This window comes from Peribacillus sp. NJ11, assembly GCF_030348405.1.
Lineage (GTDB): Bacteria > Bacillota > Bacilli > Bacillales > DSM-1321 > Peribacillus.
On the sequence record NZ_JAUCFO010000001.1, the window covers coordinates 1,001,809 to 1,016,330 of the forward strand.

General features: G+C 42.0%; 13 protein-coding genes and 1 other annotated feature. All 13 genes read right to left on the bottom strand.

Annotated elements, in window-relative coordinates:
* Window positions 1–4: 4 nt before the first annotated feature.
* Window positions 5–748 (bottom strand): 23S rRNA (guanosine(2251)-2'-O)-methyltransferase RlmB, encoded by a 744-nt coding sequence (gene rlmB, locus QUF86_RS04900; protein ID WP_289318639.1) that lies wholly within the window; start codon window positions 746–748, stop codon window positions 5–7.
* Window positions 745–1,167, bottom strand: a complete 423-nt coding sequence (locus tag QUF86_RS04905) for a Mini-ribonuclease 3 (RefSeq protein ID WP_289323324.1) — start codon at window positions 1,165–1,167, stop codon at window positions 745–747. Before QUF86_RS04905 ends, rlmB begins: the two co-directional genes overlap by 4 nt.
* A 3-nt stretch (window positions 1,168–1,170) precedes the next feature.
* Window positions 1,171–2,568, bottom strand: coding sequence for a cysteine--tRNA ligase (gene cysS, locus QUF86_RS04910; protein WP_289333732.1), 1,398 nt, complete (start codon window positions 2,566–2,568; stop codon window positions 1,171–1,173).
* A 1-nt stretch (window position 2,569) separates the two neighbouring features.
* The gene (gene cysE, locus QUF86_RS04915) at window positions 2,570–3,220 is read right to left on the bottom strand and encodes a serine O-acetyltransferase (RefSeq protein WP_289318636.1); all 651 of its coding nucleotides are present in this window, start codon (window positions 3,218–3,220) and stop codon (window positions 2,570–2,572) included.
* An 85-nt stretch (window positions 3,221–3,305) separates the two neighbouring features.
* Window positions 3,306–3,553, bottom strand: a binding site (T-box leader).
* A gap of 42 nt (window positions 3,554–3,595) precedes the next feature.
* On the bottom strand, window positions 3,596–5,053 hold the full coding sequence (gene gltX, locus QUF86_RS04920; protein WP_289333733.1) for a glutamate--tRNA ligase: 1,458 nt from the start codon (window positions 5,051–5,053) through the stop codon (window positions 3,596–3,598).
* Window positions 5,054–5,142: 89 nt separating this feature from the next.
* Window positions 5,143–5,622, bottom strand: coding sequence for a 2-C-methyl-D-erythritol 2,4-cyclodiphosphate synthase (gene ispF / locus QUF86_RS04925; RefSeq protein ID WP_095395284.1), 480 nt, complete (start codon window positions 5,620–5,622; stop codon window positions 5,143–5,145).
* A gap of 14 nt (window positions 5,623–5,636) precedes the next feature.
* The gene (ispD, locus tag QUF86_RS04930; protein WP_289333734.1) at window positions 5,637–6,326 is read right to left on the bottom strand and encodes a 2-C-methyl-D-erythritol 4-phosphate cytidylyltransferase; all 690 of its coding nucleotides are present in this window, start codon (window positions 6,324–6,326) and stop codon (window positions 5,637–5,639) included.
* A 21-nt stretch (window positions 6,327–6,347) separates the two neighbouring features.
* A complete protein-coding gene (locus tag QUF86_RS04935; RefSeq protein ID WP_289318633.1) occupies window positions 6,348–7,427 on the bottom strand; it encodes a PIN/TRAM domain-containing protein in 1,080 nt (359 codons plus the stop codon).
* 226 nt (window positions 7,428–7,653) lie between these two features.
* On the bottom strand, window positions 7,654–8,727 hold the full coding sequence (disA, locus tag QUF86_RS04940) for a DNA integrity scanning diadenylate cyclase DisA (RefSeq protein WP_289318632.1): 1,074 nt from the start codon (window positions 8,725–8,727) through the stop codon (window positions 7,654–7,656).
* 2 nt (window positions 8,728–8,729) lie between these two features.
* Complete coding sequence (gene radA / locus QUF86_RS04945; protein WP_289318631.1) at window positions 8,730–10,118, bottom strand: DNA repair protein RadA; 1,389 nt, start codon at window positions 10,116–10,118, stop codon at window positions 8,730–8,732.
* Window positions 10,119–10,318: 200 nt separating this feature from the next.
* On the bottom strand, window positions 10,319–12,760 hold the full coding sequence (gene clpC, locus QUF86_RS04950) for an ATP-dependent protease ATP-binding subunit ClpC (RefSeq protein WP_289318630.1): 2,442 nt from the start codon (window positions 12,758–12,760) through the stop codon (window positions 10,319–10,321).
* A gap of 123 nt (window positions 12,761–12,883) precedes the next feature.
* Entirely contained in the window at window positions 12,884–13,960 is a 1,077-nt protein-coding gene (mcsB, locus tag QUF86_RS04955) for a protein-arginine kinase McsB (protein WP_289318629.1), read from the bottom strand.
* The gene (gene mcsA, locus QUF86_RS04960; RefSeq protein WP_289318628.1) at window positions 13,957–14,508 is read right to left on the bottom strand and encodes a protein-arginine kinase activator protein McsA; all 552 of its coding nucleotides are present in this window, start codon (window positions 14,506–14,508) and stop codon (window positions 13,957–13,959) included. The genes mcsB and mcsA overlap by 4 nt, the downstream gene beginning before the upstream one ends.
* Between the last annotated feature and the right edge of the window lie 14 nt (window positions 14,509–14,522).

A 14,522-nucleotide genomic window follows, 5' to 3' on the forward strand; every position in this document is an offset into this window, starting at 1 on the left:
CCCATCATTGCCCTAGAGGATTTCTTTTTCTATAAACCTCATACATCAATAAACCGGCTGCTACCGATGCATTTAACGAAGTTACCTGTCCTGCCATGGGAAGACGGATGAGAAAATCACATTTATCCTTCATTAACCGGGCCATACCTTTTCCTTCGCTACCGATAACAAGTCCGATAGGCATCTTTCCGTCCATGTTACGGTAATCATCGCTGCCTTTCGCATCGGTACCCACTATCCATACCCCTCGCTCTTTCAACTCTTCCACTGCTCTTGCCAAATTTGTCACGCGAGCAACCGGAATATATTCGATTGCACCAGTTGAAGCTTTCGCCACTGTTGCCGTCAAGCCCACAGCTCTTCTTTTTGGAATGATGATTCCATGGGCACCGACTGCATCAGCCGTTCTCATGATCGAACCTAAATTATGCGGATCTTCAACTTCATCAAGAATCATGAAAAAAGGTGCTTCGTCCCGTTCAGCCGCTTTTGCGAATAGGTCATCCAATTCCACATATTCATATGCAGCCACTTGTGCGACAACACCTTGATGGATGCCTTCTGCCATTTGGTCAATTTTTTTCTTCGGCACGATTTGCACGAATACCTTCTTTTCCTTCGCCAGACCGATAAGTGGTTGCATCGAGCCTTTTTGTGAGCCTTCGGCTATCCAAATTTTATTAATATCCCGTTCGGAGCGAAGAGCTTCCAATACGGGGTTTCTGCCAATGATATATTCTTCGCTCATGGGTTACTCCCCTTTTCTTCTTCAATGTATTCAATAGATTTTTTGATTAGTTCTTCCATTCTTTCTATTCGACCGGATAAGTACAAAAATCCCATAAGTGCCTCGAAAGCGGTACTGTAGCGATACGTTTGCACATCCGTATTCTTCGGGACCGAACCGGATTTTGCATTTCGGCCACGCCGAACCACAGCGGATTCCTCTTCCGATAACCAATCTGACTCAAGGAAAAAATGGATAATCTTATTTTGAGCTTTAGCCGCTACAAAAGATGTAGCTTTTTTGTGAAGTAGATTGGGCTTGACCGCACCATTTTGAATGAGATGATGCCGGATATACGTTTCGTATACAGCATCACCTATATAAGCTAAAGCCAGACTGTTCAGCATTTTTGCATCTACGTTACTATCGTAATGAAGCATTAATTACCCTCTTTTCCATCTTGTACCTTGAGGGGTATCCTCTAATATGATATTCATGTTTTTCAAACGATCACGAATTTCATCAGATAACCCAAAATTGCGGTCTTTCCGCGCTTGAATTCTCTGCTGGATCAAACCTTCGATTTCTTCATCCAAAAGCCCCGCTTCTTCAAGTGACAAACCTAGGACAGAAAATAAGGTATTGAATTTTTCAAGGAAAGCATCAATGACTTCCTTGTCTGTGTTTTTCTCCATCAAGTAATAATTTGCCTGTTTGGAAAGTTCGAAGAGTATGGATATTGCATTAGCTGTGTTGAAATCATCGTCCATTTCCTTAATGAATTGTTCATGTAATCCATTAAGCTTCTCCAACCAAATATCATTATTCTCAGTCAATCCGTCGCTTACCTGAAGGCGATGCTTTAAGTTTTGATAAGATGTCCTTAACCGATCAAGGGACGCTTTTACATTTTCAAGCACTTCTTCACTATAATTGATGGGATGACGGTAATGTACGGATAACATAAAGAAGCGTAACACTTGTGGATCATGCTTCTGAATGATGTCATGCACAAGAACGAAATTGCCTAATGACTTAGACATTTTTTCATTCTCAATATTTATATACCCGTTATGCATCCAATAATTCGCAAAGGTCTTACCTGTCAAAGCTTCGGATTGTGCAATTTCATTTTCATGATGCGGGAAAGCTAGATCTTGACCCCCTGCATGAATATCGATTGTATCCCCCAAATACTTTTTGACCATTGCGGAGCATTCTATATGCCAGCCAGGACGCCCTTTTCCCCACGGGCTCTCCCAAGATATTTCATCATCCTTGGCCGCTTTCCAAAGGGCAAAATCAAGGGCATCTTGTTTTTTCTCACCTATTTCAATACGGGCCCCTACTCGCAGCTCATCGATGGACTGATGTGAAAGTTTTCCATACCCCTCAAACTTACGGGTACGGTAATACACATCCCCTTCAGATTCATAAGCAAATCCTTTTTCAATCAATGCCGAGATGAATTCAATGATTGCATCCATGTTCTCCATTACGGTTGGGTGAGCATCCGCTTTTTTGCAGCCCAATGCGGACACATCTTCAAAATAAGCCTTGATGAAACGCTCTGATATTGTCGGGACATCTTCGCCCAATTCTTTTGCCGCACGAATCAGCTTATCATCCACATCCGTAAAGTTCGAAACGAATTGCACATCATATCCACGGTAGTCCAAATACCTACGAACGGTATCGAATACGATTGCCGGTCGTGCATTACCAATATGAATGTAATTATAGACAGTGGGTCCGCATACGTACATCTTCACCTTTCCCTCTTCAATCGGGATGAAGGTTTCCTTTTTTCTTGTAGCTGTGTTATATATTTTAATCGCCATATTATAGACTCCTTTCTTCCTGCTTCTGTTCAGCCAGCTTCGCTCTTAAGGCCCTGAGTTCACTATCCAATTCCTTAAAGCGATCAGCGATTGGATCAGGAAGATCACAATGATTTAGGTCTTTGTTGATTTTGATACCATCTTGAATGACTACTTTACCTGGAATGCCCACAACTGTAGAATTAGGTGGCACTTGCTTTAAAACGACCGATCCTGCACCGATTTTTGAGTTTTCCCCAACAGTGATGGAACCCAGCACTTTTGCTCCTGTGGCAATCAATACATTATCCTTTATCGTAGGATGACGTTTTCCCTTTTCCTTTCCTGTCCCCCCAAGGGTTACACCTTGAAAGACAGACACATTGTCACCAATCTCACAAGTTTCGCCAATGACGATCCCCATTCCATGGTCAATGAAGAAACGACGGCCAATGGTAGCTCCTGGATGAATTTCAATTCCGGTAAAAAACCGGCTGATTTGAGAAATACTTCTCGCTAGGAAAAAGAACTTCTTCTTGAATAGTGCGTGAGCCATCCTATGACTCCAAATCGCATGTAAACCCGCATACGTCAAAATGACTTCCAAATAACTGCGCGCAGCAGGATCTTGATCAAAAACCACTTCGATATCCTCTTTAAACATCTTTAACAAAATGATTCCCCCCTATGTTCCGTCCTTTTCCTACATCCCCTTTTGAAGCTTTTAATGCATATAAAAAAGCGTCTCTGTCCAAATAGACAGAGACGCTTTAAGCGCGGTTCCACTCTGTTTGGAATAACGAAGCAGGTAAAGCTTTCCCCTGTTTTTTCATCCCCAACTTTAATCCCTGTAACGGAGGACATTCCGCCTGTGCCTACTATAGGTTAGTTCAGCAAAGGACTCAAGGGTGCATTTCAGAAAACGAGAGGCCTGAACCACTTTCAGCAGGTTATGGTTCTCTCTAAAAAGCTTCGTTTACTTACTTCTCCCCATCTACGCGTTCTTTTGTAAGATTATTAAATACTATATTACATTTTCGACAAATTGTTAATATAAAATACTCTGAATACGCTGTTTAATTTTTTCTTTGCCCAGTAATGAAATGGCCTTAGGCAAGTCAGGACCATGTGTTTGACCCGTGACGGCCGCCCTTATCGGCATGAATAATTTTTTTCCTTTATGCCCTGTGCTTTTTTGTACCGCTTTAATCGACTTCTTGATTTCATCCGCATTAAATTCTTCAAGCCCTTCGATTTCCTGAAGGAAAGCTTTCATGACTTCCGGTACCTGTTCTTCTGCCAATACTTCCTTAGCTTCTGGCTCGAACTCGACCTCATCCTTGAAAAACAGTTCAGATAGCTTAACTATTTCCGCTCCATAGCTCATCTGCTCTTGAAAAAGGGAAACAAGGCCATGTACCCACTCTTCTTCTTCAGCGGTTAGTGTCTCTGAGACCTTCCCAGCTTTAATTAAGTGAGGCATTGACAATTCCACTGCACGATTTACGTCCAATTGCTTCACGTATTGGTTATTCATCCATGTAAGTTTTTGCTTATCGAAAAGTGCAGGTGATTTAGACAACCGATCAGCATCGAAAAGATTAATGAACTCTTCTTTCGTGAAAATCTCTTCCTCCCCGACCGGAGACCATCCTAATAATGTAATGAAATTGAATAAAGCCTCAGGTACATAACCAAGCTCTTCATATTGCTCAATGAATTGAATGATCGATTCATCACGTTTACTCAGTTTCTTCCTGCTTTCGTTTACAATTAGCGTCATATGTCCGAATACCGGCGGTTCCCATCCGAATGCTTCATAAATCATCAATTGTTTCGGAGTATTGGAGATATGATCATCACCGCGAAGGACATGGGAAATCTTCATCAAGTGATCATCGACTGCCACTGCAAAGTTATAGGTCGGTATGCCATCTTTTTTAACGATAACAAAATCACCAAAACCATCTGTTTCAAACGAAACGTCATCCTTGACCATATCTTTGAAAGTAAGGACTTTCCCCGCTGGAACGCCAAAGCGAATGCTAGGTTTTCGTCCTTCAGCCACTAGTTCACTTTGCTCTTCTTCAGTTAAATGCCTGCACTTCCCTGAATATTTTGGCGTCTCATTCCGTTCGACCTGTCCTTCACGCTCTGCTTCAAGCTCTTCTTCCGTACAATAGCATTTATATGCCAAACCCTTACCTAAAAGCTCTTGATACAATTCCTGATAAAGGTCGTTCCTTTCTGATTGACGATATGGCCCGTATTCACCGCCAACATCCACACCTTCATCCCAGTCCATACCAAGCCATTTCAAATATTTAAGCTGACTTTCCTCTCCACCTTCAATATTTCTCTTTTGGTCGGTATCTTCAATCCGGATGATGAATTTCCCACCTTTGTTTCGTGCGTATAAATAATTAAATAAAGCCGTCCGTGCATTACCTATATGTAAATGTCCAGTCGGACTCGGTGCATAGCGAACTCGAATATCACTGCTCATGATATATATAGACCTCCCAGTCGTTCTTTTCTATTGTTTATTTTATCATTTATATACATTTGGTTAAAGGCATCCACTCTAAAAACAAATTAGTTTGATTTAACCAATAAGACAACAGCCTGTGCCGCGATTCCTTCGCTTCTGCCTGTAAATCCAAGTTTCTCTGTAGTGGTCGCCTTTACATTAATTCTATCTATCGAGGCATCTAAAAGTTCTGCAATCCTGCCTCGCATTTCCTCAATATACGGTGCCATTTTCGGGCTTTGTGCAATGATTGTACAGTCCGCATTACCTAAGGAATATCCTTCTTTTTTTACAATCGCCCAAATATACTGCAACAGTTTTGCCGAATCGGCATCTTTAAATTCAGGATCGGTATCCGGAAAATGCTTACCGATATCCCCTGCACCGATTGCCCCCAAGCAGGCATCAGCAACAGTATGCAAAAGTACATCCGCATCCGAATGACCTAACAAACCTTTCTCATGCGGAATCGTAATTCCGCCAATAATCAAGGGTCTACCCTCTACAAGCTGATGAACGTCATATCCTTGTCCAATTCGAAACATATCATTCTCCCCAATCATCGTTTTCCATGTTGTTGTTTATGTAAAATCGCTTCTGCAAAATATAGGTCTTCCTGAGTCGTAATTTTAATATTATCATAATTGCCCTCAATAATAACTACCTGTTCATTGATCCGTTCTAGCAAACTTGCATCGTCCGTCCCTAAAAAAGCTTCAGCCTCTGCCTGTTCATACGCCCTTTTTAATATGGATACACGAAAAGCTTGTGGAGTTTGTACCGCCCACAAGCTTGATCGTTCCACCGTTTCCAATACCTTTTTATCAGTAACTTTTTTAATCGTATCCTTTACGGGCACTGCAATGACAGCACCTCCATGAAGGGAAGCTGCGGTAGTCAATTCTCTGATTTGCCCTGGATTGATAAAAGGGCGAGCCCCGTCGTGGACCAGGATGATTTCTTCCCCAGCATGTTGCAGCCCATTATAAACGCTTTGTTGGCGCTCCTTGCCACCAAAGACGAGTTTCTTGACCTTTTTAAGCCCATACGTTGCTATCAATTGACTGAAATAATCCTTTTCTGCCGGGTTTATCGAAAGGATAATCCCCCGACAGTCAGGATCTTCTTCAAAGACACGAAGTGTATAAACAATAATCGGGATACCCGATAGTTCAATAAAAAGTTTATTCTTGCCCGCCTTCATTCTTTTTCCTTGTCCAGCTGCAGGTATCACTACTTCATAAAACATAACGGTTTCTCCTACTCTTCTTTATAATGCTTTTTCTAATAGTTTCGGTTTAGCGAATATCATACGTCCTGCAGAGGTTTGCAGTACACTTGTGACAAGTACATCGATTCGTTTCCCAATATGGTCACGACCACCCTCTACAACGATCATTGTACCATCGTCTAAATAAGCAATGCCCTGGTTCTGCTCTTTCCCGTCCTTAATGACCTGAACATTCATCTCTTCCCCAGGAAGTACAACAGGTTTTACGGCATTGGCAAGGTCATTGATATTAAGGACCGCCACATTTTGAAACTCGCATACTTTGTTTAAATTGAAATCATTGGTAACGACCATTCCGCCCGATATTTTGGCAAGCTTCACAAGTTTACTATCCACTTCCTGGATGTCTTCAAAATCTCCCTCGTACATCTCCACTTTAATCGGAAGGTCTTTTTGAATCCGATTCAGGATATCCAAACCACGTCTTCCACGATTCCTTTTCAATGCATCAGATGAATCAGCAATGTGCTGTAGTTCGTTTAATACGAATTGAGGGATGACTATGGTACCCTCCAGAAAGCCTGTCTGACAGATATCCGCAATTCTACCGTCAATGATGACGCTTGTATCGAGAATCTTCAGCCGCTTGCTATACCCCTCTTCGTCCTCTTCACTTACTTCACCATCAGTATTCTTTTTCTTATTATTTTTCGTAAATAAACTCAATAGTTCATCACGTTTTTTAAAGCCCACCTGGAAACCAAGATAACCAAATAAAAGCGTAAGGATGATAGGAACCACCTTGATGGCACTGAAGGCGGAACCAACCAAGAACGCCGCAAGCAGTCCCACTAAAAGACCGACGCTGCCAAAGATTATGTCCGTAATCGGTATCTTAACAAGCTGTTCCTCCAGCCACTTCATAAAATAGATCACATGATCTACTGCCCAAAAAGTAATAAGATAAAAGATAATGGCACCCAACAGTACACTTACATAAGGATTGTTTATTAAAGCAATATCGTCTGCATGTAATACAATTAATAATTCTGGAATAAGTAACATACCAAGTGTTCCGCCGACTATTAAGAAGCATGCTTGTATAATGCGTTTTAACATCCCTTTCACCTCCCTCTACTCATTATTGACCAATAAAATAAAATGAAACCTTCGAAAATTCGTTTTCATTATATACGTGAAATTCACTTAAGGAATTAGTGGATTTACTAATATGACTCCTTCTCTTTTTCGTAATATTAGCCTAGCACCCTGAGTTTTGAGTGTCAAAAATAAACACTAATCAATTTCAAGCTAATCCAGAGAAATTTTAAAGGCCAGCTGCACCTTACATCCTTCTATTTGTGACCAACTGATTTTTTAAAATGCGGAGTCCTTCTTTAATTTTATTGGCACGGACTTCGCCAATACCCTCTACATCGTCAAGGTTTTGAACTGTAGCTTTATTGACTTCGCTAAAGCTTCCGAACTGTTTCACTAAATTTTCGATAATCAAACCCGGCAAGCGTGGAATCTTATGAAGAATACGGTAACCACGGGGATGTACTGACTCATCAAGATGTATGTATCCGTGATAGCCCAGCACCTTTAGAAGTATGCTTTCGTCCAATTTTTCCTGCATGGCCAACTCTTGAAGCCGAAAAATGATATCCTCTGGTTTTTCATCATTACTGGAAATATAATCCTTGATAAGCCACTTTCCTTCCGTTTCAATATCTGCCAGGATTTCATTCATTTGCAGACGGATCAATCTTCCTTCCGTACCAAGCTCATTAAGGTAAGTAAGTAGCTCCGCTTTGATTCTGAGTACCATTACATAACGGTGCAATACCTGCAAAAGATCGGCATAGGTCACGATTTCCTCAAACTCTAATGCTCCTAATACTGATATGCTCTGCTGTAGGACCACCTTGTATTTTTCCAAGGTTTGAATGGCTAAATTAGCCTTAGCAAGTATGACCCCTATATCTTTGAGGGCATACCGGAAATTGCCTTGATATAAAGTGATGACATTCCGGCGTTGTGATATTGCGACGACCAACGACTTGGTCTCCCTTGCTACACGTTCCGCTGTCCGATGCCGCATTCCCGTTTCAGTGGAAGGTGTACTGTTATCCGGCACTAATTGGGCATTTGCGAAAATGATCGTATCGGCTTTTTCATTTAAAATGATTGCCCCGTCCATCTTCGCCAACTCATACAATGTACTTGGGGTACAGCTACAGTTGATTTCGAAGCCGCCATCTACGATAGTTCGAACCTTCTCGTTATATCCAACCACTATCAAACCACCCGTATTTGCCCTCAGGACATTTTCAATACCCTCCCGAAGCGGGGTACCTGGAGCTACAATTTGCAGAATCTCCAATTTTGTTTTCTCATACCCTTTTTTATCTGTCATACTTACCCCCCTAACGATTGTTGAAGAGCCTCCGAAACCGATGAAACACCAACGATCTTAATACCTTTTGGCGCGGTCCATCCCCCTATATTATTAGCCGGTATGATAACTCGTTCAAACCCTAGTTTTGCTGCTTCTTGCACCCTTTGTTCAATTCTTGACACCCTTCTTACCTCACCAGTCAGCCCCACTTCACCAATGATGCAATCCGTAGGGTTTGTTGGTTTATCACGGAAACTAGAGGCAATGCTGATTGCGACAGCGAGATCAATTGCCGGTTCATCCAGCTTGACACCACCAGCAACCTTTAAATACGCATCTTGGTTTTGGAGCAGCAAGCCCACTCTCTTTTCCAGAACAGCCATTAAGAGCGAAACTCGATTATGGTCTATCCCTGTGGCCATTCGCCTTGGATTGCCAAAACTAGTAGGTGAAATCAATGCTTGAATTTCAACAAGCACCGGCCTTGTTCCTTCCATGGATGCGACGACTGTGGAACCCGAAGCTCCTTGAGACCTTTCTTCAAGGAAAATTTCCGATGGATTCGCGACCTCTTCCAAACCATGTTCTTTCATTTCAAATATACCCATCTCATTCGTCGAACCAAATCGGTTTTTGACAGCACGTATGATTCGATATGTATGGTGTCTTTCACCTTCGAAATATAAAACGGTGTCTACCATATGCTCAAGCAGCCGTGGCCCTGCAATGGCCCCTTCTTTTGTAACGTGTCCGACGATAAAGATCGCAATCCCATTCGTTTTAGCAATGCGCATGAGTGAGGCTGTGCATTCCCTAACTTGTGAAACGCTTCCCGGGGCAGATGTAACCTCCGAATGGTACACCGTTTGAATGGAGTCAATAATGACCAAATCCGGTTTTACCTCTGTAATCGCCTGTTGGATATAGTCCATATCGGTTTCAGCATAGACGAATAGATTTTCTGACATGGTCCCAAGCCGGTCCGCTCTCAATTTGGTTTGCTTGACTGACTCTTCACCTGATATATAAAGCACTTTTTTCTGTTTATGTGCCAATTGGGAGGATACCTGCAAAAGTAGGGTGGATTTACCTATACCCGGATCGCCTCCGATCAATACAAGTGACCCCTGTACAATCCCGCCCCCAAGAGCACGATTCAATTCCATTAAATCCGTCTTAATCCGTGGTTCTTTTTCTGATTGAATAGTAGTTATGGGCGCTGCCTTTTCCCGTTCCCCGGAACCTCTAACCTCTGAATGGGTAAAAGCACCTTTTCTAGCAGGTTTAACGATTTCAGTTTCCTCGACCATTTTGTTCCATTCACCGCAACCTGGGCATTTCCCCATCCATTTCGCGGACTCATATCCACAAGACTGACACATAAATTTGGTTTTCTTCTTTACAGCCATAAATTACTCCTCTTTCTTTGGAAAAAATACCTATATTAAGGATATTATATCTCTGTTTTATTTAAACCTTCTTAAGGCTAAGTTTTTTTAAAAAAATAATCACTCTACATTGTCCAACTTATACTCATTTCTACCTATGGATAAAAAACAGAGGTACACTGCAAAAAAATCTGCCGTGTACCTCGAAGTTTAGAATCAGGTTATTCACTTACATTAACAGGTTCACCTTGTCGGATTGCAAACTCATTATTCACGACATCCATCACGACCGTTTGCCCTTTTTTCACGTTACCCTTAAGCAACTCCTCGGAAAGATAATCTTCAACATGCTTCTGAAGCGCCCTGCGGATTGGTCGTGCCCCATATTCAGGATCGAAACCTTCCGTAGCAATTTTTTCTCTAGCCGCATCTGTAAGTTCCAAGTATATTTCCTGTTCTTTCAAACGGGTAGTAAGCTGATTTGACATTAATGTGACGATTTGTTTTAAATGATCCTTCTCTAATGAGTGGAACACGATAGTTTCATCAATACGATTCAGGAACTCCGGACGGAATGCTCGTTTGAGTTCTTCCATCACTTTCCCTTTCATATTTTTGTAATCCTGGCCGGTATCCTGGATGTTAAAGCCGACATACTTATCAATTTTTAAGGCAGACGCCCCTACATTCGATGTCATAATCAGAATGGTATTCCTGAAATCGACAGTACGCCCCTTGGAATCAGTCAGTCTTCCATCTTCCAAAACTTGAAGAAGAATATTGAAGACATCTGGATGAGCCTTTTCTATTTCATCAAGCAGAACGACTGAATATGGTTTCCTCCGCACTTTTTCCGTTAACTGTCCGCCTTCTTCGTATCCAACATATCCTGGAGGGGATCCAACAAGACGTGAAGTCGAATGTTTCTCCATATATTCGGACATATCTATACGGATCATAGCATCTTCATCACCAAAAATGGATTCAGCTAAAGCACGGGCAAGCTCGGTTTTACCGACCCCTGTAGGTCCCAAGAAGATGAATGAACCAATTGGACGTTTAGGATCTTTCAAACCTGCTCTTGCGCGTCGTACTGCTTTAGAAACCGCAATGACGGCCTCTTCTTGCCCAATTACGCGATCGTGGAGGATTGATTCCATATTAAGCAGTTTATCTGACTCTGTTTGCGCCAGTTTAGTGACTGGAACTCCCGTCCAGCTGGATACCACGTGCGCAATATCATCCACAGTCACTTCACTGTTCTCTTGCCCTTGTTTTTCTTTCCAAGTCTTTTTCGTTTCTTCCAATTGTTCTCTTAAGCGTTGTTCTGTATCGCGAAGCGAAGCAGCTTTTTCAAATTCCTGGCTCTGAACGGAAGCATCCTTTTCCTTACGCACATCATCTAGCTTCACTTCAAGTTCCTTTAAGTTTGGTGGCGTTGTGTATGAACGTAACCTAACCTTGGATCCAGCTTCATCAATCAAGTCAATCGCTTTGTCCGGTAAAAAGCGATCGGAAATATAACGGTCGGATAATTTGACTGCGGCATCAATCGCTTCGTCAGTAATCGAGACACGGTGATGGGCTTCATAACGGTCACGCAAACCCTTGAGAATTTGAATGGATTCTTCCATGGTCGGTTCATCTACTTGGATTGGCTGGAAACGACGTTCAAGCGCAGCATCTTTTTCAATATACTTACGGTACTCATCCAAAGTGGTAGCACCGATACATTGTAATTCACCACGGGCCAATGATGGTTTAAGGATATTGGAGGCATCAATTGCACCTTCTGCACCGCCTGCACCAATCAATGTGTGCAATTCATCGATGAATAAGATGATATTACCCGCCTGACGAATTTCATCCATCACTTTCTTCAATCGGTCCTCGAATTCACCCCGATATTTAGTACCTGCCACAACAGTACCCATATCTAGGGTCATTACGCGTTTATCTCGTAAAATTTCAGGTACCTCATTATTGATGATCTGTTGGGCAAGCCCTTCAGCAATGGCTGTTTTACCTACCCCAGGTTCACCGATTAATACTGGGTTATTTTTTGTACGACGGCTTAATACCTCAATGACACGCTGTATTTCCTTACTTCTTCCGATAACGGGATCCAAGCTTCCTTCCCGGGCAATCGCCGTTAAATCACGGGCAAGGCCATCCAGTGTCGGTGTGCTAGCATTTGAAGCAGCTGAACCTTGATGACCACCTGATTCATTGCTGCCCAAAAGTTGTAATACCTGTTGTCGGGCTTTATTTAAACTTACTCCCAGATTATTCAACACGCGGGCGGCTACACCTTCCCCTTCTCGTATCAGGCCAAGAAGTACATGCTCTGTTCCAACATATGAATGACCTAATTTTCTCGCCTCATCCATGGAAAGCTCAATGACTTTCTTAGCTCTTGGGGTATAATGTATCGTTTGAGCCGTATCCTGTCCACGGCCAATTAAATTTTCCACTTCTTTCTGAATCTTATCCGGTCCCAATCCAAGAGCATATAACGCTTTGGCTGCAATGCCATCACCTTCTCGGACCAGACCCAGTAAGATATGTTCCGTGCCAATATTATTATGACCTAAACGGATTGCCTCTTCTTGGGCTAATGCTAATACTTTCTGTGCTCTTTCAGTAAAACGACCAAACATCATAGGGAATTCCTCCTTAAGAATTTTCGTTTTGAATAAAGTTGTAGACAATTCTCTAAGTAATGGCAGGTTCTTGCTCCATACCTATTCATGAATATTGGTACTCTCCAAAGAGGATAATGACCTCTATGAGGAGGAAGATTCCGTGAAATTCAAGCGTTCTCGGATGAGTGCTGCTCTACGGATATCCCTTTCATGGGATCTTAAAGGGCCACCTGCATACTTTTGTAAAAATCCCGACTGTGTTAAAATCATCAACTCATTTAGAATGCTTTTAGAAATATTTTTTATATACCCAAGATCTATACCTAGCCTAACATCTGAGATACAGGTAGCAGCTTCCTTGGTCTCGATGATTCGAGCATTGGACAATATCCCATATGAACGGAAAACTCTATCTTCTAATTGTATGTGGGAAGTCCTCGCTAATGCATCCCGCGCTGACCGTTCCTGGGCTATGATTTGTTGCACTACACTTGTTAGATCTTCAACGATATCCCTTTCCGACTTTCCGAGAGTGATTTGATTAGAGATTTGAAAGATATTCCCTAACGCTTGACTGCCCTCTCCATAAATCCCTCGTACCACCAACCCCAATTGGTTGATAGCCGGTATGATATTATTCATTTGCTGAGTAAGGACCAGGCCTGGCAGATGCATCATGACTGAAGCCCTTAATCCCGTTCCCACATTAGTTGGACAACTAGTTAGGTATCCTCTTTCTTCATCATATGCATAGTCTATGGATTCTTCAATCCAATCGTCAAGAACATTTGCAATCTTTAAGGTTTCCTTTAGCTGCAACCCCGACATTAAACACTGAATACGGAGATGATCCTCTTCGTTTATCATGATACTGATTTCTTCATTTTCCGAAAGGAGACATGCGCTTTTCGCTGATTCCTCAACTAAATGAGGGCTGATTAAATGTTTTTCAACAAGAACGCGCTTTTCCAGTGGCTGTAATTGGTCAATCTCTAGAAGTTCCAGTTTCCCAATCTCTGGAGTAACTTCCTCTTCAATTCTTTTTTTGACCAATTCAATTATTTTTTTAGCTTCTTCGTTAGAAAAGGAGGTTGGGAAGGTAAAGTCTTTGAAATTCCTGGCCAATCGAATCCTGGAACTCAATACAATATCGATCTCCGGCCCTTCGGCACTCATCCAGGAACTCAAGGCGTTTTCTACAAACTTTTCCAAGCTCATAATTCCTCGCCTCCCTCTTGTGCATCATACCTTTTTTCAAGGGAACGAACCTTATCTCTTACTTCTGCCGCTTTCTCAAACTCCTCTTGAATAATGTGGGTCTTTAAAACTTCTTTCAAATCCAAAATTTGCTTTCGAAGATATATGGTGCCACCAATCCTTTTTGGAATTTTCCCTATATGTGCTGTATTGCCGCTATGAACCCTTTTTAAAATAGGGTTTAACTGTTCATTGAATGTTTTATAACATTCGGCACAGCCAAACTTACCAATATGGACAAATTCTTTATAGGAACGATGACAATTCGGGCAACGCCTCTCTTCCGATTTGGGAAATGCATTTGCCTTTGTCTGTTGAATATTCGACTCCATATTCAACAATCCTGCTAATAAATTATTTATTGAAAAACCAGGTCCACCTGCATCCATGAACACCTCACCTTTTTCCTGAGCACATTTCTCACAAATCATGACTTCAGTCTTTTTTCCATTGATGATTTTGGTGAAGTGTAGGGTAGCAGGCCTTTGATGACATTCTTGGCAAATCAACGTTCATCACCTCT

Excerpts from the sequence above, each read along its gene's own strand:
- ispD (WP_289333734.1), bottom strand. The coding sequence starts at position 6,326 with ATGTTTTATGAAGTAGTGATACCTGCAGCTGGACAAGGAAAAAGAATG.
- radA (WP_289318631.1), bottom strand. The coding sequence starts at position 10,118 with ATGGCTGTAAAGAAGAAAACCAAATTTATGTGTCAGTCTTGTGGATAT.
- cysS (WP_289333732.1), bottom strand. The coding sequence starts at position 2,568 with ATGGCGATTAAAATATATAACACAGCTACAAGAAAAAAGGAAACCTTC.
- ispF (WP_095395284.1), bottom strand. The coding sequence starts at position 5,622 with ATGTTTCGAATTGGACAAGGATATGACGTTCATCAGCTTGTAGAGGGT.
- gltX (WP_289333733.1), bottom strand. The coding sequence starts at position 5,053 with ATGAGCAGTGATATTCGAGTTCGCTATGCACCGAGTCCGACTGGACAT.
- QUF86_RS04905 (WP_289323324.1), bottom strand. The coding sequence starts at position 1,167 with ATGCTTCATTACGATAGTAACGTAGATGCAAAAATGCTGAACAGTCTG.
- mcsB (WP_289318629.1), bottom strand. The coding sequence starts at position 13,960 with ATGAGCTTGGAAAAGTTTGTAGAAAACGCCTTGAGTTCCTGGATGAGT.
- rlmB (WP_289318639.1), bottom strand. The coding sequence starts at position 748 with ATGAGCGAAGAATATATCATTGGCAGAAACCCCGTATTGGAAGCTCTT.
- clpC (WP_289318630.1), bottom strand. The coding sequence starts at position 12,760 with ATGATGTTTGGTCGTTTTACTGAAAGAGCACAGAAAGTATTAGCATTA.
- QUF86_RS04935 (WP_289318633.1), bottom strand. The coding sequence starts at position 7,427 with ATGTTAAAACGCATTATACAAGCATGCTTCTTAATAGTCGGCGGAACA.
- disA (WP_289318632.1), bottom strand. The coding sequence starts at position 8,727 with ATGACAGATAAAAAAGGGTATGAGAAAACAAAATTGGAGATTCTGCAA.